Source organism: Streptomyces vietnamensis (assembly GCF_000830005.1).
Taxonomy (GTDB): domain Bacteria; phylum Actinomycetota; class Actinomycetes; order Streptomycetales; family Streptomycetaceae; genus Streptomyces; species Streptomyces vietnamensis.
This window is the reverse complement of sequence record NZ_CP010407.1, coordinates 6,791,801-6,811,331: the sequence shown is the minus strand read 5'-3', so window position 1 is coordinate 6,811,331 and position 19,531 is coordinate 6,791,801. Positions and strand designations below refer to the sequence as shown.

Below are 19,531 nucleotides of genomic sequence, written 5' to 3'. Positions count from 1 at the left end.
CCCCGCCGTCGACTGGAACCTTCCGGTCCGCGGGTATTGGACCGCAGTCGTGTTACGGGACGACTACGGTCCGTTTTCAGAACGTCACGACGATCCCGGTGTGCGGGCGCTTGCCGAGCCGGACGATCATGGCGGGCACGTCGGTCAGCCAGTACTGCCAGGTGTACTTGCGCGAGAGCAGGCGCCGGATCCGGCGCAGCTCCTCCCCCTCCACGAGCCGCCCCGTACCGGCGTGCCGCTCGGCGCCCTCGGCGATGTTGCCGCGCAGGTCGCAGACGGCGACCTCGACCCGGGGGTCATTGCGCAGGCGCTTGACCTTCCAGGAGTCGGAGCGGGTCCACACGTACAGCTCGGAGCCCTCCACCGCGTACCAGACGGGCGTCGCGACCCCCGTGCCGTTCTTCCGGAAGGTGGTCAGGCTGACGTAGCGGCCGCGCCGCAGCTCTTCGGGCATCATGCCCGGGAGCTTAGGACGCGGCCCGTTCGTACGCGGTGCGGGCCTCGGTGATCTCGGGGGCGTGGGTGCGCGCCCAGGCGCAGGCCGCGTCGAGCGGGGTGATGAGGGAGCGGCCGAGGTCGGTGAGGGCGTACTCGACGCGGGGCGGGTTCTCGTCGTGGACGGTACGCCTGAGGAAGCCGTCGCGCTCCATGGCGCGGAGGGTCTCGGTGAGGACCTTGGGGGTGATCCAGTGCAGGGGGACGCGGAGTTCGGAGAAGCGGCGGGGCGTCCCGTCCTCCAGGCAACGGAGCACCATCGCCGTCCACTTGCCGCCGACGCGGATGGGCTGGGCGGAGCGTCCGCCGCAGTCGGGGTCGTGGAAGAGGGAGGGGCTCAGCGGCTGCGGGGACGGCTGCTCGGTCATGCGGTCGACGCTAGCCCAGTACCGTTGAAGTAACCAGGGGTGCCCGTTCTACGGTCCCGCCATGGACAACGACAGCAAGCGTGTGGTCATTTTCGGTGCCGGCGGGCGGGTCGGCCGGGCGGCCGTGGCGGAGGCGGTGGCCCGGGGCCACCGGGTGACCGCGGTGGTCCGCGCCCCGGACGCGTACCGCGATCTGGAGGGGGCGGGCGTCACCCTCGTACGGGGGGACGCGACGGACGCGGCCTCGGTGGCGGCGCTCGCCGCGGGCCACGACGCGGCGGTGAACGCGGCGGTCCGGCTCGACGTGCCCTCGGTCGACTTCTTCACGGCCGCGGCGAAGGCGATGGTCGCCGGGCTCACGGAGGCCGGGGTCGGGCGGCTGCTCACCCTGGGCATCGCCACGACCCTGGAGACCGCCCCCGGGGTGCGGATCATGGACGCGCCCGACTTCCCCGAGCAGTACCGGACGTTCTCCCAGGGGCACGTGGCCGAGTTCGAGCTGCTCACGGCGGAGGCCGGGCCCGAGCTCGACTGGCTGATGGTGATCCCGCCGATGGATCTGAACGCGGAGGCGGAGCGGACGGGCGGCTACCGGACGGCGGTGGGCACGGTGCTCGACGGCCCGGGCCGCATCGCCCACGCCGATCTGGCGCTCGCGCTCCTGGACGAGATCGAGCGCCCGCGCCACAGCCGGGTGCAGCTGGCGGTGTCGTCCTAGGAGGCGCCGACGAGGGTGCAGTGCACCACGAGCTCGTCCATGGAGAGGCCGAGGACCCCGGCCAGGGCCGCGACGGTGAAGAAGGCCGGGGTCGGGGCCCGGCCGGTCTCGATCTTGCGGAGGGTCTCGGCGGAGAGACCGGCGGCCGCGGCGATCTCCACCATGGACCGCCCGCCGCGCGCCTCGCGCAGGAGCAGGCCCAGGCGCTCGCCGCGCTCGCGCTCTTCGGGGGTCAGGGGTGTGCGCACCATGCCCCCATGCTAATACCGGCCCCCCATACTTATACCGGTATAGTAATTGGCTATGGTGGAGATCAAGACGAACGAATCCCTGGCGGCCATGCGTGAATCGGGCCGGGTGGTGGCCCGTGCCCTGGCGGCCGTACGAGAGAAGGCGGCGCCCGGCGTCGCGCTCACCGAGCTCGACCGCGCCGCGCGCGAGGTGCTCACGGAGGCGGGTGCCGGCTCGCCCTTCCTCGACTACCACCCGGAGTGGGCCCCGGTGCCGTTCCCCGCGGTCGTGTGCGTCTCCGTGAACGACGCCATCGTGCACGGCATCCCGGACGGGACCCGGCTCGCCCCGGGCGACCTGGTCTCCGTGGACTGCGGGGCGACGCTGGGCGGCTGGGCGGGCGACTCGGCGGTCAGCTTCACGGTCGGCCCGGCCCGCCCGGAGGACACCCGGCTGATCGCGGCGGCGGAGGAGGCCCTGGAGGCCGGCATCGCGGCGGCCGTCGTCGGCAACCGCATCGGCGACATCGCCCACGCGATCGGCCGGGTCTGCCGGGCCGCCGGGTACGGCATCCCCGACGGCTTCGGCGGCCACGGCATCGGCCGCGCCATGCACGAGGACCCGGGCGTCCCCAACGAGGGACGCCCGGGCCGGGGCATGAAGCTGCGCCACGGGATGGTGCTCGCGATCGAGCCGATGCTCATCGGCGGCGGCACGGACGAGCACTACACGGCGCGGGACGGCTGGACGATCCGTACGTCCGACGGCTCGCGCGCGTCCCACGCCGAGCACACGGTGGCGATCACGGACGACGGCCCGCGCGTCCTCACCGCCCCGTAGCCGGTCAGGACGCGGGCCTCACCACCATCGCCGAGCCGCCGCCCCTGCGCACGGTCTCCGCCGCCGCCACCCAGCGGCCGTCGGGGAGCCGTTCCACGCCGGTCGCCGCGCCGATCTCCGGGTTCTGCCGGAAGCCGTGCCCGATGGCCTCGAGCTCCGTCCTCAACGGGCTGTTCCACAGGGCGGGCTCGAGTTCGGTCGTGGCCTGGTTGCGCTGGCTGGCGCGCGGCGCGGCGATCGCGTCGACGAGCGGCAGGCCCCGGTCGAGGACTCCGGTGAGGGTCTGGAGGACCGTGGTGATGATGGTCGCGCCGCCCGGCGAACCGAGCGCGAGGACCGGCCGGCCGTGCGGGTCGAGGACGATCGTCGGGGAGATCGAGGAGCGCGGCCGCTTGCCGGGGCCGGGCAGGTTCGGGTCGTGGACGGCCGGGTTCGCCGGGGCGAAGGAGAAGTCGGTCAGCTCGTTGTTGAGCAGGAAGCCCCGGCCGGGCACGGTGATGCCGCTGCCGCCGGTGGACTCGATGGTGAGGGTGTAGGCGACGATGTTGCCCCACTTGTCGGCCACCGTCAGATGGGTGGTGTTCTCGCCCTCGTACGTGGTCGGGGCGGCGGTCCCGCCGCTCGCGCACGGCACCGGGCTGCTCGGGTCGCCCGGGGCGAGCGGGCTGGTGAGGGCGGCGTCGTCGCGGATCAGGCAGGCCCGGGAGTCGGCGAACCGCTGGGAGAGCAGGCCGCTCGTCGGCACGGACTCGAAGGCCGGGTCGCCGACCCAGCGGCCCCGGTCGGCGAAGGCGATGCGGCTGGCCTCGATGTAACGGTGCAGGTACTGGGCCTGGGAGGCCGCCGAGAGGTCGGTGCCCTCCAGGATGTTGAGGGCCTCGCCGACGCTCGTACCGCCGGAGGAGGACGGGGCCATGCTGTAGACGTCGAGCCCCCGGTACGAGACCTTCGTGGGCCTGCGGGACTCGGTGCGGTACGCGGCGAGGTCGGCCTCCGTCAGATCGCCGGGGCGTACGGTCCGGGTGGCGCCCTCACGGAGCGGGGGCGTACGGACGGTGTTCACGATGTCCCGGGCGAGCGGCCCCTTGTAGAGGGCGCCGACGCCTTCGCGGCCGAGCGTCTCGTACGTACGGGCCAGGTCGGGGTTCTTGAAGACGCTGCCGACCACGGGCAACCGGCCGCCGGGCAGGAACAGTTCGGAGGTGGCCGGGAAGTCGCGGAACCGGGCCTCGTTGGCGGCGGTCTGGGAGCGGAAGGTGGGGTCGACGGTGAAGCCGTCCCGGGCGAGCCGCTCGGCGGGTTCGAGCAGGGCGCCGAGCCGCTTGCTGCCCCAGGCGTCCAGGGCGGTCTTCCAGGTGGCGGGAGTGCCGGGGGTGCCGACGCCGAGGCCGCTGGTCTGACCCTCCTCGAAGGGGATGGGCTTGCCGTTCTCCGTGAAGAGCCCGGCGTCGGCGGTGCGGGGTGCGGTCTCGCGTCCGTCGATGGTCCGTACGGTACGGCTCTTCGCGTCGTAGTACACGAAGTAGCCGCCGCCCCCGATGCCCGCCGAGTACGGCTCGGTGACGCCGAGGGCGGCCGCGACGGCGACGGCGGCGTCGACCGCGTTGCCGCCCTTGCGGAGCACCTCGATGCCGGCGGCCGAGGCGTCGGCGTCGACACTGGCGACGGCGCCGCCGTACCCGACGGCGACGGGTTCCTTCACCGACGGCGGGGCGGTGCTCGGTGGCGCGGCGGCACCCATCGAGAGCACCGTCGCCGCGACGGCGAGAAGGGAGACCTTGCCAGCGGCGGAGCGACGCATTCCTACCTCCAGTCAACGACCGTCCGCGCAGCGTAACTTCCCGCGCCGCCTCCCGTAAGAACGCCTCGAACTGAAGGCCGGATCGCCGCTAGCATGCGCGCCTATGAATGAAGACCTGCGCAACGTGGTGCTCGGGGTCCTGGCCACCGGCGTCAGCGGCTCCCTCGGGTGGCTGACCCGCACCTATGTCTGGCAGCGGCGTCTGCGCCGCAAGCAGGCCTTCTTCGGGCTGCCCTCCGGTGCGGAGTGTCTGCTGGTGGTGAACCGTCTGTCCGGCAGCGAGCGGGGGGTGCACGCCACCGACGTGTCGGCGCTGCTCGAACTGTCGGCGCTGATCAAGGACTGCGGGGCGCGGCCCCGTGTGGTGCAGCACGACACGGCACGTCAGGGCCTCGGGGAGATAGCCGAGTTCTGCATCGGCGGACCCTACTCCAACCGGCGCATGGCAGCCCATCTGCCGAACCTGCTGCCCGGCCTCACGATGAACGTCGAACAGGAGCCGCGCGAGGACCGCGGGATGCTGACCGTGGCGGGTGAGACCTACCGCCCGCAGTGGGGGGTCGACGAGTACGTCGTCCTCGCGCGCCTCACCCGCGGTGAGGGCAGCCGGCCTGTGTTCCTGCTCTGCGGCCAGGCCGCGGTCACCAATCAGGCCGCGGCGCGGTACCTGGCCCGCCACCACAAGGCGCTGACGGGCAAGTACGGCCCGAACGGCTCCTTCGTCCTGCTCCTCCGGGTGGTCAACTCGCAGGCGTACGGCCCCGATGTGGTGGAGCTGGTGGCCGACGTCACGAGCGCGGCGCGGACGGCGCCGACGGCCGCACCGGCAGCGACTTGATGCCGTTGATGAAGTTGGAGACGAGACGCCGGGGCGGTCCGGCGGGTTCGAGCCCGCCGCAGGCCGCGCGCACCTCCTCGTAGAACACGCGGAGCTGGAGCCGGGCGAAGTGGGCGCCGAGGCAGACGTGCGGGCCGTCGCCGAAGGAGACGTGCGGGTTCGGGGTCCGGCCGAGGTCCAGGCGGTGCGGGTCGGCGAAGACGCGCTCGTCGTGGTTGGCGGAGGCGTGGAAGACGACGACCTTGTCGCCCGCCCGGATCTTCTGCCCGGCGAGTTCGGTGCCGTGGGCGGCGGTGCGCCGGAAGGAGAGCACGGGCGGGTGCACGCGGAGGAGTTCGTCGACGGCCGTGTCCATGGAGACCTCTCCTCCCCACAACCTCCGCTGCTCCGACGGGTGTTCGGCGAGGGCGAGGATCCCGCCGGGGGCGGCGCTGCGGACGGTGTCGTTCCCGGCGACGGTCAGCAGGAAGAAGAACATCTCCAGCTCGGCGTCGGCGAGTTCGGAGGCGGCGAGGGTGCTCATGACGTCGTCGGCGGGGTGCGCGCGCTTGTACGCGGCGAGCTCCTGGGCGTAGTCGAACATCTCGGCGAGCATGGCGGGCGAACGGGGGTTGACCGGCCGCCCCTCGCCGTCGAGGACCGGGGGCTCGTCGGGGTCCTGGTAGGCGATGACCCGCTCGGTCCAGGTGTGCAGGAGCCCCCGGTCGCTCGCGGGGATCCCGAGCAGGTCGGTGAGGTTGAGCAGGGCGTAGTCGTCGGTGACGGCCCGCACGAGGTCCACCTCGCCGCCGCCCGCGAACGCGGCACCGAGCAGCTCGCGGGCCCGGTCGCGTGCGGTCGCGGCGAAGCGCTCGATACGGCCAGGGGTGAAGGCGCGACTCACGAGACGCCTCAACCTCCCGTGGCCCGGCGGGTCCTGATTGAGCATCATGCGCCGGATGAAGGGCAGGTCGGCGGGGTCGGGATCGCGGATCTGGGTGGCGCCGAGGTGCGAGGAGTACGTCCCCGAGTCCTTGAGCACCCGGACGACGTCGGCGTGCCGGGTGACGGCCCAGAACCCCGATCCGGCGGGCCAGCCGAGGATCTCGGGCTCCTCCTGCCGGGCGACGGGGGCCAGGTCGCGCAGGGCGCGGAAGCGGTCGTGCGGGATGCCTGCGGCGTAGATCCGCGGGTCGAAGACGTCGGGTACGTCGGGCACGTCGCTCGGGTCCCCCACCGTGCGCCTCCCGTCCGGGGTGATCCAGGGGTGAAGACGTCACCATCATGACAGGTCAGAGCCGTTTTTCGTAGGACGGAACGCACAGTTCGGGAGCCTTGTCCGGGGTGTCCCCCGACTCCCAGAATCTCCGTCGTCGCATCACACGGAGAACAGGGGGCACATGGGGAACGCAGAGAAGTTCAGCCAGGACGCGGTGCTGCGGGCGCGGGTACTGCTGCTGGGGTCGGAGCAGCCGAGCCTCCGGGAGCGGCTGGACGCATACCGGGTGCTCGCGACGGCGAGCCCGCGGGCGTATCTGCCGAAGCTGTTCGACGCACTGGTCGAGCGGGCCAATGAGCTCAGGGATCCCGATCTCGACGTGGTCCTGTACGGCGAGGCGGTGGACGCGGCACGGCGGTTCGGCGCGGACGTGCCGGACGGGGAGGAGCGCCTGAACCGCGCCCTGCACGGCTACCAGCACGCGCTGTTCGCCGTCGGACGACGGGCCGAAGGGCTGGCGGTCTGCGAGGAGTTGGCGGAGGCCGGCCGGTACAGCCGTCTCGCGGTCGTCCTGGCCGAGGAGGGGCGGCACGGGGAGGCGGCCGAGCTGTACGGCCGGCACATCGTGCCCGGGGCGGGGGACGACGTGTCCGAGTGGACGCTGATCGAGTGGGCGGCCGAACTCGACGCGGCCGGACGGCACGAGGAGGCCCTGGAGGTGTTCGCACGCGTCGTGGACGACCACCGGCACAGGGCGGCGGAGGACCGCGGCCCACTGGCCTCCCTGGTGTGGAAGCTGGAGCAGTACGCCCGGATGCTCCGAGCCGCCGGGCGCCGGGCCGAGGAGGCCGCCGCGCGGCGCGAGGCGCTGGCCCTGCTCGCCCGTCTCGCAGAGGGCGGGGAGCCGGTGAGCTGGAGCAACATCCAGGCCTGGTGGGTCACCCTCCTCTCCCTCTCGGGCCGGTCGGCGGAACCGGCCGCGACTCCCGAGGCCCCGTTGCCGGCGTTCGGGGTCCACCTGGTCCACGGGTGGTCTCCCGACATACGGGAGGAGCACTTCGCCTCGATCCCCGCCCTCGAACGGCAGACCGACGCCCTGCGCGAGTCGGGCGATCTCCCCGGACTGATCGTCGCCCAGCGTCGTCTGACCGTCCGCCGGGCTCTCCTCTGGGAGGCGTCCGGCCGCCGGACCGAGGAGTCGCTCCGCCCGTCCTTCGACGAGGGCGTGGCCCTCGCCCGCCGCCTGACCACCGACCCGGCCGCCCTCGCCCGCGCCCTCACCGACCGGTCCATGTTCCTCCTCGCCGTCAAGCGGTACGAGGAGGCGCACGCGGACTTCGCGGAGGCCACCGCCCTCCAGGGCGACGCACCAATCGTTACCCGCACGTAACTTACCGACCAGTTACCATGGGTAAAGCACCCCGGTTACCGTCGGGTCACTTTCACTTCACTGCCCCCCAACAGTGCCCCCAGTGAGGAGTGCCCCGTGCGCACATCCCTGGCCCTCGCCGTCTCGGCCGCTCTCGTGGCCGGGACGGCCCTCGGGCTCGCGCCCACCGCCCAGGCCGCCGACACCTCCATCCGCTTCGTCGACATCGCCGGGGACGGCGGCACCGTCCTCAAGGCGAACGTCGTCACCCCCGCCGGAGGCGACTCCGCCGCCCGCTACCCCGTCATCGTGCTGCCCACCAGCTGGGCCGTGCCCCAGGTCGAGTACCTCGCCCAGGCCCAGAAGCTGGCCGACTCCGGTTACGTCGTGGTGAGTTACAACTCGCGCGGCTTCTGGCAGTCCGGCGGCGAGATCGAGACCGCGGGCCCGAAGGACATCGCCGACGCCTCCAAGGTGATCGACTGGGCCCTGGCCAACACCCCGTCCGACCCCGACCACGTGGGCATGGCGGGCGTCTCGTACGGCGCCGGGATCAGCCTGCTCGCCGCCGCGAACGACCCCCGGATCAAGGCCGTCGCGGCGCTCAGCGGCTGGGCCGACCTCATCGAGTCCATCTACAGCGGCCGCACCCAGCACCTCCAGGCCGCCGCCCTGCTCGGCGGCGCCGGCTACCTCACCGGCCGCCCGGGGCCCGAACTCAAGCAGATCCTGGGCGACTTCCTCTCCTCCAACCTGGCCAAGGAGGAGGACATGATCGCCTGGGGCCGCAAGCGCTCCGCCGTCGAGCAGCTCGACCGGATCAACGCCAACGGCGCCGCGATCATGCTCGGCAACGCCTGGGGCGACACCATCTTCCCGCCCAACCAGTACGCGAGCTTCTACGAGAAGCTCACCGGCCCCAAGCGCCTGGAGTTCCGTCCGGGCGACCACGCCACCGCCGAGGCCACCGGCCTCCTCGGTCTGCCCAACGACACCTGGACCAGCGCCCACCGCTGGTTCGACCACTACCTCAAGGGCGCCGACAACGGCATCGACCGCGAGCAGCCCGTCCGGCTCAAGCCGCGGTCCGACGCCGGCTACGAGGGCTACCCCGACTGGAAGTCCCTCGACGCGAACCGGCTGAAGTTCGACCTCGGCGGTACGCAGCGGATCTGGGCGAACGTCGACTCCGGCGCGAACGGCGGGGTCGTCATGCTCTCCAACCTCCTGGACCAGTTCTTCCAGGCCCCGCCCGTCGCCTCGATCCCCCTCCTCCCCCGCGCCTTCGCCGGCGTCTGGCAGTCGGAGCGGTACGACGCCCCGCAGCGGGTGCGCGGCACGGTGAAGGTGCACACCACGGTCAGCTCCACCGAGGAGAGCGGCACCCTCGTCGCGTACCTCTACGACGTGGGCCCGCTCGGTCTCGGGAAGCTCGTGAGCAACGCCCCGTACACCTTCCACGACCGGACTCCGGGACAGCCGTTCGGCGTCGATCTGGAGCTCTTCTCGACGGCGTACGACGTCCCGGCCGGGCACCGGCTCGCGCTGGTCGTCGACACCGTCGACCCGCTCTACATCGAGCACAACCCGACCGGCGCGCAGCTGACCTTCTCCTCCCCCACGGCCGACCCCTCGTACGTGTCGGTCCCGCTGCGGGCGGAGTGATCACCGGCTGCTGCCGGGCGGGTGTGGCCGGGGAGGCGTGACGCCTCCTACTGCTGTCCCGGCAGCAGCGTCTGCGGTTCGGCAGGGGCGACCTCCACGGCTTTCGTCTTCGGGCTGCGGCGCTCCTTGCGGGCCACCCAGGTGGCGAACCAGGAGAGCAGCATGCACATTCCGATGTAGACGGGTGAGATGACGAGTACGACGGGGATGAACGGCAGGTCGTAGTCGAGGTTGGACGCGATCAGCTTGCCGGCGTGCAGGAACTCCTCGTAGGTGATGAGGAAGCCGAGCGAGGTGTCCTTGAGGGCGACCACGAGCTGGCTGATGATGGCGGGCAGCATCGCGCGGACGGCCTGCGGCACCAGGACGTACGTCATCACCTGGGTCTTGCGCATGCCGAGCGCGTAGGCGGCCTCGCCCTGGCCGCGCGGGACGGTGTTGATGCCGGAGCGCAGTGCCTCGCAGATGAAGGCGGAGGTGTAGCAGCCGAGGGCGAGGGCCGAGGCGTAGACGGTGAGTTCGACGGTGCCGAGGAACCCCTCCCAGTAGAGGGAGAAGTTGTCTGTCAGTACGTCCATGTCAGCGGTGGGAGTCCTCAGTTGGCCGGGTGGAGGAGGGCCTTGGGGTCCATGGCGAGGGCGCGGGCGATGGCCACGCGCTGTTGCTGGCCGCCGGAGAGCTGGGCCGGGTACTTGTCGGCGTGTGCGGCGAGTCCGACCCGTTCGAGGAGTTCGCGCGAACGCCGGTCGGCCTCCTCCTTCTTGCGCTTGCGGACCTTGATCTGTGCGAGGGAGACGTTCGCGAGGACGGTCTTGTGCGCGAAGAGGTTGAAGGACTGGAAGACCATGCCGACGTCGGCGCGCAGCCGGGCGAGCGCCTTGCCCTCCTCGGGCAGGGGCCGGCCGTCGATGACGGTCTCGCCCGACTCGACGCCCTCCAGCCGGTTCATCGCGCGGCAGAGGGTGGACTTGCCGGACCCGGAGGGGCCGATGACCACGACCACCTCCCCGCGTCCGACGGTGAGGTCGATGGACTGGAGGACGTGCAGCGTGCCGTAGTGCTTGTTGACGCCACGCAGTTCGATCAGCGGATCGACGACGGCCATGCGCTGCCCTGCCCCATTTCTCAGCGGTGTCGCGGTCAGCGCAAACTATCCAGGAGAAAAAGGACTTCACGCCCGACACGCATGAAACGGGAATAAGCCGTATTTACTGCGAGAGGGTGGCGCGGGTGCGCTGTGGGGCGGGCGCGGTCTCAGTGCTCGGAGGCCTCCGCGTACACCTGGGAGAGCTGCGGCGCGCCCGTCATCGCCCAGTCGAGACCGGCCTCGACGACCTGGATCTCCCGGCCGGAGGCGAGCCGCACCACGGGTCCGCCGCCGGGCCACACCTGCCACCGGGCGCCCGGCACGTTCCGGACGATCACGGTGCCGAGGTAGAGCCCGGCGTCGTTGCCGAACCAGGGCAGCTCTTCCGGATCGTTTCGCCAGCGGGGCGACAGCTGGTCGAGCTCCTGGAGGGAGCGCGGGGTGTCGTCCAGGGCCACCCCGGCCTCCTCGACACGGGAACGCAGCAGCTCGCACTCGGAGAGGAGCTCGGCCACCCCCTCCGGGTCGCGGTCGAAGGCCGCGGCCAGGGGGGAGTCCGCGGGCTCGGACTCATGCCGCTTGCGCCAGCTGTCCAGAAAGGGAATGTTCATCCGAACAGCGTCGCACCGACACCTGGCGGTCGACCACCCGGCGCGCGGTGATCTTCGTGACCCGGCGTCAGAGGTCGAGGTCGACGACGACGGGCGCGTGGTCCGAGGCGCCCTTGCCCTTGCGCTCCTCGCGGTCCACATAGCTGTCGGAGACCGCCTCGGCGAAGGGCTTGTTGCCGTAGACGAGGTCGATGCGCATGCCCTTGTTCTTCGGGAAGCCGAGCGCGCGGTAGTCCCAGTACGTGAACGGGTGGTCGTACTTGAGGGGGCGCGGGACCACGTCCGCGAGGCCGGCCTCGCGGAGCCCGGCGAGCGCGGCCCGCTCCGGCTCCGTCACGTGCGTGGCGCCCTCGAACACGGCGATGTCCCAGACGTCCGCGTCGGTCGGGGCGATGTTGTAGTCGCCGAGGACCGCGAAGGGGCGCTCCCCCGCCGCGTCCTGGGCGACGGCCGCCTTGAGCGCCTCGAGCCAGCGCAGCTTGTACGCGTAGTGCTCGTGGGCCACCTCGCGGCCGTTCGGCACGTACACCGACCAGACGCGGACCGGGCCGCAGGTCGCGGAGACCGCCCGGGGCTCCTCCGCCCCGTCGTACTCCGGGCCGCCGGGCAGGCCGGTGACCACGTCGGCGAGGCCGACGCGGGAGATCAGCGCCACGCCGTTCCACCGCCCGGTGGCGTTGACCGCCGACTCGTAGCCCAGGGCGCGCAGCTCCTCGACGGGGAACTGCTCGGCGGCGCACTTGGTCTCCTGGATGCACAGCACGTCGGTGCCGCTGCTCTCCAGCCAGGCCAGGAGCCGGGGCAGCCGGGCGGTGATCGAATTGACGTTCCAGGTGGCGATGCGCATGTGCGCAAGCCTACTGGCGGGGTGTGACAGTCGGCGCGATCACACCTCGGCGGAGGTGCCGGAGGACAGCCGCCGGTGGTCGGTGCCGCCGAGCTCGCCGATCTGGCGGTCGTAGATGGGCCGGGCGAGGTCGGTGAGCAGGGCGTCGTGAATGTCGTACGCCCGGCGCGGCTTGATCTCGCGCACGTAGTCGATGACCTCGGAGATCTTGTTCCAGGGGGCCATGACGGGCAGCAGCAGCGTGTCGACGGGGTGGTCGGGCACGGTGAGCGCGTCGCCGGGGTGGAAGACGGCGCCGTCGACGAGGTAGCCCACGTTGGTGATGCGCGGGATGTCCGGGTGGATCACCGCGTGCAGCTCGCCGTGGACCTGGACGTCGAAGCCGGCCGCCGTGAAGGCGTCGCCGTGCCCGACGGTGTGCACCCGCCCCGGGAAGGCCGCCGAGAGCCGGTCGGCGACGCTGCGCAGCGTCCAGATCTCGGCGGCCGGGTTGGCGTCCAGGGCGGCCCGCAGCCTGGTCTCGTCGAAGTGGTCGGCGTGCTCGTGGGTGACGAGCAGCGCGTCGGCTCCGAGGACGGCGTCCTCCTCGGTGAACATGCCGGGGTCGAGGACGAGCGTGCGGCCGTCCTTCTCGAGCCGCACGCAGGCATGGGACTTCTTCGTCAGCTTCACGGGCCCAGGCTACGCCGGGGGCGTCGTCTCCTCCGTGACGACGCGGGTGATCACCCGCAGCGCCGTCTCGGCGGCCGGGAGGCCGCAGTACACGCCCGCGTGGAGGACGATCTCGCGGAGCTCCTCGGGCGACAGGCCGTTGCGGAGGGCGGCGCGGGTGTGGTCGGCGAGGGCCTCCCGGTGGCCGCCGGAGATGAGGGCGGTGAGGGTGACGACGCTGCGGGTGCGCCGGTCGAGGCCCTCGCGGCTCCAGACCTCGCCCCAGGCGTAGCGGGTGACGAGCTCCTGGAAGGCCCCGTCGGGGTCGTCGGCGAGGGCCTGGTCGACATGGGCGTCGCCGAGGACCTCGCGGCGCAGCCCGAGCCCCTTCTCGTACGGGTCGGGCCGGCCGGTCTCGGCGGGCTCGGCCTCCGGGGCGGCCGGGGCGGGCTCGGCGGCGGGAACGGGCGGCACGGGCGGCGGCGGCACGGCCAGGGTGCCGCTCGCCTCCGGGGCGATGCCGGAGAAGTGCTCGGTGAGCAGGTCGGTGACGGCGGCGGGCTGCTCGACGGGGGCGAGGTGCGAGGCGCCGGGGACGACGGCGAGCCGGGCGTCGGCGATGCCGGCGACCAGGGTGCGGGCCTCGGCGGGGCCGGTGACCCGGTCCTCGGAGCCGACGAGGACGAGGGCGGGGATGCCGATGCTGCCGAGGGCCTCGCGGACGTCGAAGACGGCGAGGGCCTCGCAGGCGGCGATGTAGCAGGCGGGGTCGGTCGTACGGACCATCTGGACGGCCCAGTCGACGATGGCGGGCTGCGCGCCGGCGAAGAGCGGCGTGAACCACTGCTCGGGGGCGGTGCGGGCCATCGGCTCCAGGCCGTTGGTGCGGACGATGACGCCCCGCTGGCGGAACTCGTCGGCGGTGCCGAACCGGGGCGAGGTGGCGACCAGGGCGAGGGAGGCGACCCGGTGCGGCGCGCGGAGGACGAGGTCGAGGCCGACGGCTCCGCCGAGGGAGCAGCCGGCGTAGCCGAAGCGCTGGACGCCGAGCGCGTCGAGCGTGGCGAGGAGCCGGTCGCCGAGCTCGGCCACGGAGCTGAAGGGCTCCGCGGGCGCGCCCCCGTGCCCCGGGAGGTCGAAGCGGACGACCCTCCGGTCACGGGTGAGCTCCGGTATCTGCCGGTCCCACATGTGGAAGGTCGTACCGAGGGACGGTCCCAGGACCAGGACCGGGGCGTCCTCGCGCCCGTCGACACGGTATTGCAGGGTGTTCGTCGGTGTCTCGCTCACCCGCAAGACCCTCTCATCTCCCGCCGTCCCGCACAGCGCCGGGTCGAGTCTGGAGGGTTCCGCCCCTCGTGGCGATCCGGAGGAACCGGCCCTAGGAGCGGTCGAGGGCGCGGGCGAGGAAGCGCCGGGTGGCCGCCTCCCGCGGGGCCGTCAGCACCTGCTCCGCGGTGCCCTGCTCCACGATCACGCCGTCCTCCAGGAAACAGACCCGGTCCGCGACATGCCGGGCGAAGTCCATCTCGTGTGTGGCCATCAGGATGGTCAGGCCGCGCTGCTTGAGGTCCGCGACGACGTCCAGGACCTCGCCGACCAGCTCGGGGTCGAGGGCCGAGGTGATCTCGTCGAAGAGCAGCAGCTCCGGTTCGGTGGCCAGGGCGCGGGCGATCGCGGCGCGCTGCTGCTGCCCGCCCGAGAGCCGGTCGGGGTGCTCGCGCGCCTTGTCGGCCAGGCCGAGCCGGTCCAGCAGCTCCAGGGCCCGTGCCTCGGCCTGCTTGCGGGGCACGCCGTGGACCTGGCGGGGCGCGAGCGTGATGTTGTCCAGCACGCTCAGGTGCGGGAACAGGTTGTAGGCCTGGAAGACGATGCCGATCCGCCTGCGGGCCACGTCGGGGTCCAGGCGGGGGTCGGTCAGTTCGCTGTCGCCCAGGTGCACGGTGCCGTCGTCGACGACCTCCAGCAGGTCCACGCACCGCAGCAGGGTGGACTTGCCCGAGCCGGAGCCGCCGATGAGGCAGACGACCTGGTGCTCGGCGACGTCCAGGTCGATCGAGCGCAGCACCGGGCGCGAGCCGTACTGCTTGCGGAGTCCGCGGATGCGCAGCAGCGGCCGGCTCATCGGACCGCCCCCGCCCAGGTGCGCTCCGCGGCCCGCCGCTGGAGCCGGTCGGCGAAGCGGGTCAGCGGAATGGTCACCGCGATGAACAAGAGAGCCGCTCCCAGGTAGGGGGTGTAGTTGAAGTCGTAGTCGGCCTTGATCTGCGCGGCGCGCAGCGCCTCCAGCGGGCCGAGGACGGCGACCAGCGCGGTGTCCTTCTGCAGCGCGATGAAGTCGTTGAGCAGGGGCGGGACGACGTTGCGCACCGCCTGCGGCAGCACCACGTGCCGCAGCGTCTGGCGCTGGTTGAGCCCGAGGGCCCGGGCGGCGTTGCGCTGCGCGGGGTGCACCGAGTTCAGTCCCGCCCGGAACACCTCGCCGACGTAGGCGGCGTAGGAGAGGACCAGGGCGATCACGCCGAGCACCCAGGGCTGGGAGGGGGTGCCCTGCAGCTGCAGGGCCGGCAGGCCGAAGCCGACGAGGAAGACGAGCAGCAGGGTCGGCACCCCGCGGAAGACGTCCACGTAGACGGTCGCGGCGAGCCGCAGCGGCTGCAGGCCCGGCGCGCGGGTCACCCGCACCAGGGCGATCAGCAGCCCCAGGACGAGGATCAGCACCTCGGCGACGAGGAACATCTGGATGTTGAGCCAGAAGCCCTTGAGGAGTTCGGGGAACGCGGCCCGCAGCTCGGCGCCGTCAAGGAACAGGCTGTGGACCCGCTCCCAGCCCGGCGAGGCGACCGCCCCCGCGCCCAGTGCCACCAGGGCCAGGACGGTGCACAGGGCGGAGATCCAGGTGTGGCGGCGCCGGCGGGAGCGGCGGAAGCGCCGCCGCTCCAGCTCGTGCTCGCTGGGCCGGTGGGTGTCGTCGTCCGGTGCCGGCGACACGGCGGTTTTCGTGAGTTCCACGGTCGGGCCCGTTACTGCTTCAGCTCGGGGACGTTCGCCGACGCGGACAGCCACTGCTTGGTCAGCCTGGCGATGGTTCCGTCGGCCTTGAGGGCGCTCAGGGCCTTGTCCACGCAGGAGGTGTAGCCGCTGTTCTTCGGCAGCAGCAGGCCGAACTCCTCGGGGGTGCCGCCCGCGTAGCCGAACTGGCCGACGATCTTGCCGTTGTCGAGCTCCGCGCCGGCCAGGTAGAACACGGTGGGCAGATCGGTGACGATCGCGTCGATCTGACCGTTCGTCAGCGCGGTGACCTCGTCCTTGGTGGTGTTGAAGACGCTCGGCTTCTGCGCGGGCTTGAGCTGGTCGAGCACGGCCTGGTAGCTGGTCGTGGCGACCTGCACGCCGATCTTGGCGCCCTTGAAGGCGCTCAGGGACGTGGCGTCGGCGAACTTCGAGTCCTTCAGCGTCAGGACGGCCTGGCTGGCCGTGTAGTAGCTGCCGGAGAAATCGACGGCCTTGGCGCGCTGCGGGGTGATGGAGATCTGGTTGATGTCGAAGTCGTAGGACTTCGCGCCGGGGGCGTAGGAGTGCGCGAAGGGCTCGACGACCCACTTCACCTGGTCCTTCGCGAAGCCCAGCTTGCCGGCCACCGCGTAGGCCACCGCGCTCTCGAAGCCCTTGCCGTTGGACGGGGTGTTGCTGTCGAACCACGGCTCGTAGGCGGGGGAATCCGTCGCGACGGTCAGCTGGCCGGGCTTGTGGAGGCTCGGGCTGCCGGTCGTGCAGTCGGCGGCCTTGGCGGAACCGGCCGCGCCGGGGGTGGTGCTCTGGGGCTGGGGCGCGCAGCCGGCCGCGGCCAGGACGACGGCGGTGGCGGCGGCGGAGGCCGCGACGGCTATCCGGGTACGGGACATCGGGGGGTCCTTCGGGAGAGGTCCGGGAAAGGGAGGTGGGATAGAGATATCAGCTGGTGAGATCGAACACCTGGTCGCCCTGGTGCAGACCGAACACGTCGGCCGCGGAACCGCCGCGGATCACCAGTTCGGCGAAGCCGACACCGGAGCTTCCGACGGTGATTCCGGGCTCGCCGTAAGGGACGTCGGGGAGCCGGTCGTAACATCGCACCTCGACGTCGCGGCCCTCGTGCCGGTTGTGCACGAGCAGCCCCTTCTCGCCGTCGTAGCCGGGCAGTTCGACGGCCGGCAGGTCCAGCTTGCAGTTGCCGAAGTTGTCCACGACCGCGACCCGCACCTCGCGTGCGACGGGCGGCTGGACCGCCTGCGGCCGCGCGGGCACCTCGTGGCCGTCCGCGAGCCAGCGGGCGAGCAGGGGCACGTACCACAGGCTGCGGAACTGGGTCCGCACCATCTCCTCGATCTCGGCCGGCGCCAGCTCGGCCCATCCGGCGGCAGCGGCCTCCAGCACCTCGCGGACGTCGGTGACGTGGACCTCGGTGACGCCCAGGTAGGCCGCCAGCGGGGCGAGGACCCGGTGGTTCAGCGTGCTGATGACCAGGTGCTCCCCGTGCCGGAACCAGCAGAACGGCACGCCGTTGGGCCAGTGCCCGTCCCTCGGGGCGATGTTGACCAGGACCACCACCGGCTGCGTCGGCCCGCCGATCAGGTCCGTGGAGCGCAGCAGGTCGAGCAGGGTGAGGGCGGCGGCGCCCTCCGGGTCCGGTCCCGTCAGCGGCAGAACGGTCGGCGTGGCGCCGAAGAGGGTGGCGATACGGGTGGACTGCCGGGCCAGTGCGTTGGCATCGGCGCAGTCGGTGAGGGAGACGACCGGTAGACGGGTCATGGCGGGTTCTTCGCCTTCTGTCGAGCTGGGGAAAAGAAGTCGGGGGAAACAAAAAACGGACCCTCCGTTTCCGGAGGGTCCGTCGCAATCCTGTGCGCGCACGGCTTCGCTAGCGAAGCGCCTCCGAAGTTCGGGGCATCATTCGCATCATGGCGAGGGTGGTGGTGCGCTGCATGGACGGGACCCTAGCACCAACCGGAAGCACCGCAACCACCTGTCCACGGAGTGAACACCCGGGTCGGCTCAGGGGCTGGTGGTGGAGACCGCGTACACGCGGGGAAAAGCGGGTTCGGTGAGGTCGACGGTGATGTCGGTGCGCGGGCGCGGGTCCTCGCGGGTGACGACGGTGCCCGCCCAGGTCGTGTCGGCGGCGAAGGTCCAGCCGGCGATGTCGGCGTCGCGCTCGCCGACGGTGATCCGGCCCGGGGTGAGCGCGGAGCGCGCGGTGCCGGACTCGGCGAGGAAGGCGTCGAGGCCGCCGGCGGTCGTCGTGAACTGGACGTACAGCCGGCTGGTCTTCCAGTTGCTGGTCTCGTAGTAGGCGACGCCCCAGGCCCCGGAGGGGATCGGGATCTCGAAGACGCTGCGCTTCATCAGCGAGGGCCAGTTGTCCTGGAGGCCGGCCGCCGAGGACTCGCGCTCCTTGTCGCGGCCGCTGTCCCGGCTCTGGCCCGCGGAGATGACGAGGTAGCCGGCGGGGATGCCGACGAGGAGCACGATGATGACGGCCGTCAGCCAGCGGCGGCGGATCATGTGCCGGTGGTCCTCGGGCAGCTTGTCCTGCGGTATGCGGGGCGGGGTGGACTGGTGGGGCAGGGTCATGAAGGGGGGTCCTCGGGGGTGCGTGCGGCCCGGCCCGAGGTCCCGTTGCGCAGGGCCTGGGCGTAGCGCTCGTACCGTTCGTACCGCTCGACGCGGCGCCGGTTGGCGCGGCGGAAGCGGCGGGCGACGAGCCGGGCGAGGTCGGCGGCGCCGACCATCCCGGCCTCGGGGCCGAGCTGGGCGCGGGTGATGCGGGCCTCGGGACGGTAGCCGCGGCCGGTGAGGTGGCGGCGGAAGGCGTCCCTGGCGGGGCCGATGAGCAGGTCGTCGGCGGCGGAGACGCCGCCGCCGATGACGAAGCAGGAGGGGTCGAGGGCGGCGGCGAGGTTGGCGATGCCGACGCCGAGCCACTGGCCGATGTCCTGGAACAGCTCGACGCACATGGCGTCGCCCTCGCGGGCGAGCTCGGTGATGAGGGGGCCGGTGATGTCGGAGACGTTCCCCTTGACCCGCTCGATGATCTCGTACGCGACCGGGGAGTCGGCGGCGGCCAGCTCGCGGGCCTCGCGGACCAGCGCGTTCCCCGAGCTGTACTGCTCCCAGCAGCCGCGGTTGCCGCAGGGGCAGCGGTGGCCGCCGGGGACGACCTGCATGTGGCCGAACTCTCCGGCGACCCCGAACTTGCCCCGCTTGACCTGGCCGTCCTCCAGGATGGCACCGCCGATGCCGGTGCCGAGGGTGATCATGACGAGGTGGTCCTCGCCGCGTCCGGCGCCGAAGCGCCACTCGGCCCAGGCGGCGGTGTTGGCGTCGTTGTCGACCATGACGGGGACGGCGAGGCGGCCCTGGAGGGCGTCGCGGAGGGGTTCGTTGCGCCAGGCGAGGTGCGGGGCGAAGAGGACCCGGGCCCGGTCGGCGTCGACCCAGCCGGCCGCGCCGATGCCGACGGCGTGCACGTCGTGCCGGTCGGAGAGGTCCAGGACGAGTTCGACGATGGTGTCCTCGACGACCTTGGGGCTCTTGGACTTGTCCGGGGTCTCCGTGCGGAGCTTCTCCAGGATGTTGCCGTCGGCGTCGACGACGCCGGCCATCACCTTCGTACCGCCGATGTCGATGCCGACGGTCGGCACCCGGGGCGCCGTCAGGTGGGAGCGCCGCTCCCGGGTCCCGACGGTGCGCAGCACGGTCCCGCGGGCGGATCCCCGGTGTGCGAGGTCACGGTAGGTACTCATCGGCTCCGATTCTGCCAGGTGGGGTGT

General features: G+C 72.2%; 20 protein-coding genes and 2 pseudogenes. 5 read left to right on the top strand and 17 right to left on the bottom strand.

Features of this window, described 5'->3' with window-relative positions; translation table 11 throughout:
• Positions 1–76 precede the first annotated feature (76 nt).
• Together SVTN_RS30595 and SVTN_RS30590 are read right to left on the bottom strand one after the other, a co-directional pair.
• Positions 77–457 carry a PPOX class F420-dependent oxidoreductase gene (locus SVTN_RS30595; RefSeq protein WP_041131994.1) on the bottom strand — a complete coding sequence of 127 codons (381 nt, stop codon included), beginning with the start codon at positions 455–457 and terminating at the stop codon, positions 77–79.
• 10 nt (positions 458–467) lie between these two features.
• Positions 468–863 carry a winged helix-turn-helix transcriptional regulator gene (locus SVTN_RS30590; protein WP_078908564.1) on the bottom strand — a complete coding sequence of 132 codons (396 nt, stop codon included), beginning with the start codon at positions 861–863 and terminating at the stop codon, positions 468–470.
• A 61-nt stretch (positions 864–924) separates the two neighbouring features.
• Between SVTN_RS30590 and SVTN_RS30585 the strand changes: the two genes are divergently transcribed.
• On the top strand, positions 925–1,581 hold the full coding sequence (locus tag SVTN_RS30585) for an NAD(P)-dependent oxidoreductase (protein WP_078908563.1): 657 nt from the start codon (positions 925–927) through the stop codon (positions 1,579–1,581).
• On the opposite strand, the gene SVTN_RS30580 is transcribed toward SVTN_RS30585, so the two are convergent.
• Entirely contained in the window at positions 1,578–1,832 is a 255-nt protein-coding gene (locus tag SVTN_RS30580; RefSeq protein WP_041131993.1) for a helix-turn-helix domain-containing protein, read from the bottom strand. The two genes, SVTN_RS30585 and SVTN_RS30580, sit on opposite strands and share 4 nt — an antisense overlap.
• Before the next feature lie 52 nt (positions 1,833–1,884).
• On the opposite strand from SVTN_RS30580, the gene map reads away from it, so the two are divergent.
• Entirely contained in the window at positions 1,885–2,652 is a 768-nt protein-coding gene (gene map / locus SVTN_RS30575; RefSeq protein ID WP_041131992.1) for a type I methionyl aminopeptidase, read from the top strand.
• Positions 2,653–2,656: 4 nt separating this feature from the next.
• On the opposite strand, the gene ggt is transcribed toward map, so the two are convergent.
• The gene (gene ggt, locus SVTN_RS30570) at positions 2,657–4,453 is read right to left on the bottom strand and encodes a gamma-glutamyltransferase (RefSeq protein ID WP_041131991.1); all 1,797 of its coding nucleotides are present in this window, start codon (positions 4,451–4,453) and stop codon (positions 2,657–2,659) included.
• 103 nt (positions 4,454–4,556) lie between these two features.
• On the opposite strand from ggt, the gene SVTN_RS30565 reads away from it, so the two are divergent.
• Complete coding sequence (locus tag SVTN_RS30565) at positions 4,557–5,291, top strand: hypothetical protein (protein ID WP_041131990.1); 735 nt, start codon at positions 4,557–4,559, stop codon at positions 5,289–5,291.
• Here SVTN_RS30565 and SVTN_RS30560 read toward each other — a convergent pair.
• Positions 5,242–6,507: a cytochrome P450 gene (locus SVTN_RS30560; RefSeq protein ID WP_174518299.1), complete on the bottom strand. Its 1,266-nt coding sequence runs from the start codon at positions 6,505–6,507 to the stop codon at positions 5,242–5,244. The two genes, SVTN_RS30565 and SVTN_RS30560, sit on opposite strands and share 50 nt — an antisense overlap.
• 163 nt (positions 6,508–6,670) lie before the next feature.
• Between SVTN_RS30560 and SVTN_RS30555 the strand changes: the two genes are divergently transcribed.
• Complete coding sequence (locus SVTN_RS30555; RefSeq protein WP_041131989.1) at positions 6,671–7,879, top strand: tetratricopeptide repeat protein; 1,209 nt, start codon at positions 6,671–6,673, stop codon at positions 7,877–7,879.
• A 96-nt stretch (positions 7,880–7,975) separates the two neighbouring features.
• Positions 7,976–9,523 (top strand): CocE/NonD family hydrolase, encoded by a 1,548-nt coding sequence (locus SVTN_RS30550; RefSeq protein ID WP_041131988.1) that lies wholly within the window; start codon positions 7,976–7,978, stop codon positions 9,521–9,523.
• A 47-nt stretch (positions 9,524–9,570) separates the two neighbouring features.
• On the opposite strand, the pseudogene SVTN_RS30545 reads toward SVTN_RS30550, so the two are convergent.
• The 12 genes and pseudogenes from SVTN_RS30545 to SVTN_RS30490 form a co-directional block, all read right to left on the bottom strand.
• A pseudogene (locus SVTN_RS30545) lies at positions 9,571–10,101 on the bottom strand (ABC transporter permease subunit); the annotation flags it as partial.
• Positions 10,102–10,133: 32 nt separating this feature from the next.
• Positions 10,134–10,628, bottom strand: a pseudogene (locus tag SVTN_RS30540) (amino acid ABC transporter ATP-binding protein); the annotation flags it as partial.
• A 149-nt stretch (positions 10,629–10,777) separates the two neighbouring features.
• Complete coding sequence (locus tag SVTN_RS30535) at positions 10,778–11,221, bottom strand: DUF6278 family protein (RefSeq protein WP_041131987.1); 444 nt, start codon at positions 11,219–11,221, stop codon at positions 10,778–10,780.
• A gap of 67 nt (positions 11,222–11,288) precedes the next feature.
• Positions 11,289–12,068 carry an exodeoxyribonuclease III gene (locus SVTN_RS30530; protein WP_041131986.1) on the bottom strand — a complete coding sequence of 260 codons (780 nt, stop codon included), beginning with the start codon at positions 12,066–12,068 and terminating at the stop codon, positions 11,289–11,291.
• A gap of 39 nt (positions 12,069–12,107) precedes the next feature.
• Positions 12,108–12,740: an MBL fold metallo-hydrolase gene (locus SVTN_RS30525; protein WP_041131985.1), complete on the bottom strand. Its 633-nt coding sequence runs from the start codon at positions 12,738–12,740 to the stop codon at positions 12,108–12,110.
• 9 nt (positions 12,741–12,749) lie between these two features.
• Entirely contained in the window at positions 12,750–14,009 is a 1,260-nt protein-coding gene (pcaDC, locus tag SVTN_RS30520) for a bifunctional 3-oxoadipate enol-lactonase/4-carboxymuconolactone decarboxylase PcaDC (protein WP_041131984.1), read from the bottom strand.
• A 91-nt stretch (positions 14,010–14,100) separates the two neighbouring features.
• A complete protein-coding gene (locus SVTN_RS30515; protein WP_041131983.1) occupies positions 14,101–14,844 on the bottom strand; it encodes an amino acid ABC transporter ATP-binding protein in 744 nt (247 codons plus the stop codon).
• Entirely contained in the window at positions 14,841–15,731 is an 891-nt protein-coding gene (locus SVTN_RS30510; RefSeq protein WP_052499385.1) for an amino acid ABC transporter permease, read from the bottom strand. The genes SVTN_RS30515 and SVTN_RS30510 overlap by 4 nt, the downstream gene beginning before the upstream one ends.
• Before the next feature lie 11 nt (positions 15,732–15,742).
• On the bottom strand, positions 15,743–16,624 hold the full coding sequence (locus SVTN_RS30505) for an ABC transporter substrate-binding protein (RefSeq protein ID WP_041131981.1): 882 nt from the start codon (positions 16,622–16,624) through the stop codon (positions 15,743–15,745).
• A 49-nt stretch (positions 16,625–16,673) separates the two neighbouring features.
• A complete protein-coding gene (locus SVTN_RS30500; RefSeq protein WP_041131980.1) occupies positions 16,674–17,510 on the bottom strand; it encodes an SAM hydroxide adenosyltransferase in 837 nt (278 codons plus the stop codon).
• A 243-nt stretch (positions 17,511–17,753) separates the two neighbouring features.
• Positions 17,754–18,332 carry a hypothetical protein gene (locus tag SVTN_RS30495; RefSeq protein WP_041131979.1) on the bottom strand — a complete coding sequence of 193 codons (579 nt, stop codon included), beginning with the start codon at positions 18,330–18,332 and terminating at the stop codon, positions 17,754–17,756.
• The gene (locus tag SVTN_RS30490; protein ID WP_041131978.1) at positions 18,329–19,504 is read right to left on the bottom strand and encodes an ROK family glucokinase; all 1,176 of its coding nucleotides are present in this window, start codon (positions 19,502–19,504) and stop codon (positions 18,329–18,331) included. Before SVTN_RS30490 ends, SVTN_RS30495 begins: the two co-directional genes overlap by 4 nt.
• Between the last annotated feature and the right edge of the window lie 27 nt (positions 19,505–19,531).

What these genes read in the sequence shown, in the direction of transcription:
- SVTN_RS30585 (WP_078908563.1), top strand. Translation starts at nt 925, where the DNA reads ATGGACAACGACAGCAAGCGTGTGGTCATTTTCGGTGCCGGCGGGCGG.
- SVTN_RS30595 (WP_041131994.1), bottom strand. Translation starts at nt 457, where the DNA reads ATGATGCCCGAAGAGCTGCGGCGCGGCCGCTACGTCAGCCTGACCACC.
- SVTN_RS30505 (WP_041131981.1), bottom strand. Translation starts at nt 16,624, where the DNA reads ATGTCCCGTACCCGGATAGCCGTCGCGGCCTCCGCCGCCGCCACCGCC.
- map (WP_041131992.1), top strand. Translation starts at nt 1,885, where the DNA reads ATGGTGGAGATCAAGACGAACGAATCCCTGGCGGCCATGCGTGAATCG.
- SVTN_RS30590 (WP_078908564.1), bottom strand. Translation starts at nt 863, where the DNA reads ATGACCGAGCAGCCGTCCCCGCAGCCGCTGAGCCCCTCCCTCTTCCAC.
- SVTN_RS30495 (WP_041131979.1), bottom strand. Translation starts at nt 18,332, where the DNA reads ATGACCCTGCCCCACCAGTCCACCCCGCCCCGCATACCGCAGGACAAG.
- SVTN_RS30500 (WP_041131980.1), bottom strand. Translation starts at nt 17,510, where the DNA reads ATGACCCGTCTACCGGTCGTCTCCCTCACCGACTGCGCCGATGCCAAC.
- SVTN_RS30530 (WP_041131986.1), bottom strand. Translation starts at nt 12,068, where the DNA reads ATGCGCATCGCCACCTGGAACGTCAATTCGATCACCGCCCGGCTGCCC.
- SVTN_RS30555 (WP_041131989.1), top strand. Translation starts at nt 6,671, where the DNA reads ATGGGGAACGCAGAGAAGTTCAGCCAGGACGCGGTGCTGCGGGCGCGG.
- SVTN_RS30490 (WP_041131978.1), bottom strand. Translation starts at nt 19,504, where the DNA reads ATGAGTACCTACCGTGACCTCGCACACCGGGGATCCGCCCGCGGGACC.
- SVTN_RS30535 (WP_041131987.1), bottom strand. Translation starts at nt 11,221, where the DNA reads ATGAACATTCCCTTTCTGGACAGCTGGCGCAAGCGGCATGAGTCCGAG.
- SVTN_RS30515 (WP_041131983.1), bottom strand. Translation starts at nt 14,844, where the DNA reads ATGAGCCGGCCGCTGCTGCGCATCCGCGGACTCCGCAAGCAGTACGGC.
- SVTN_RS30580 (WP_041131993.1), bottom strand. Translation starts at nt 1,832, where the DNA reads ATGGTGCGCACACCCCTGACCCCCGAAGAGCGCGAGCGCGGCGAGCGC.
- ggt (WP_041131991.1), bottom strand. Translation starts at nt 4,453, where the DNA reads ATGCGTCGCTCCGCCGCTGGCAAGGTCTCCCTTCTCGCCGTCGCGGCG.
- SVTN_RS30565 (WP_041131990.1), top strand. Translation starts at nt 4,557, where the DNA reads ATGAATGAAGACCTGCGCAACGTGGTGCTCGGGGTCCTGGCCACCGGC.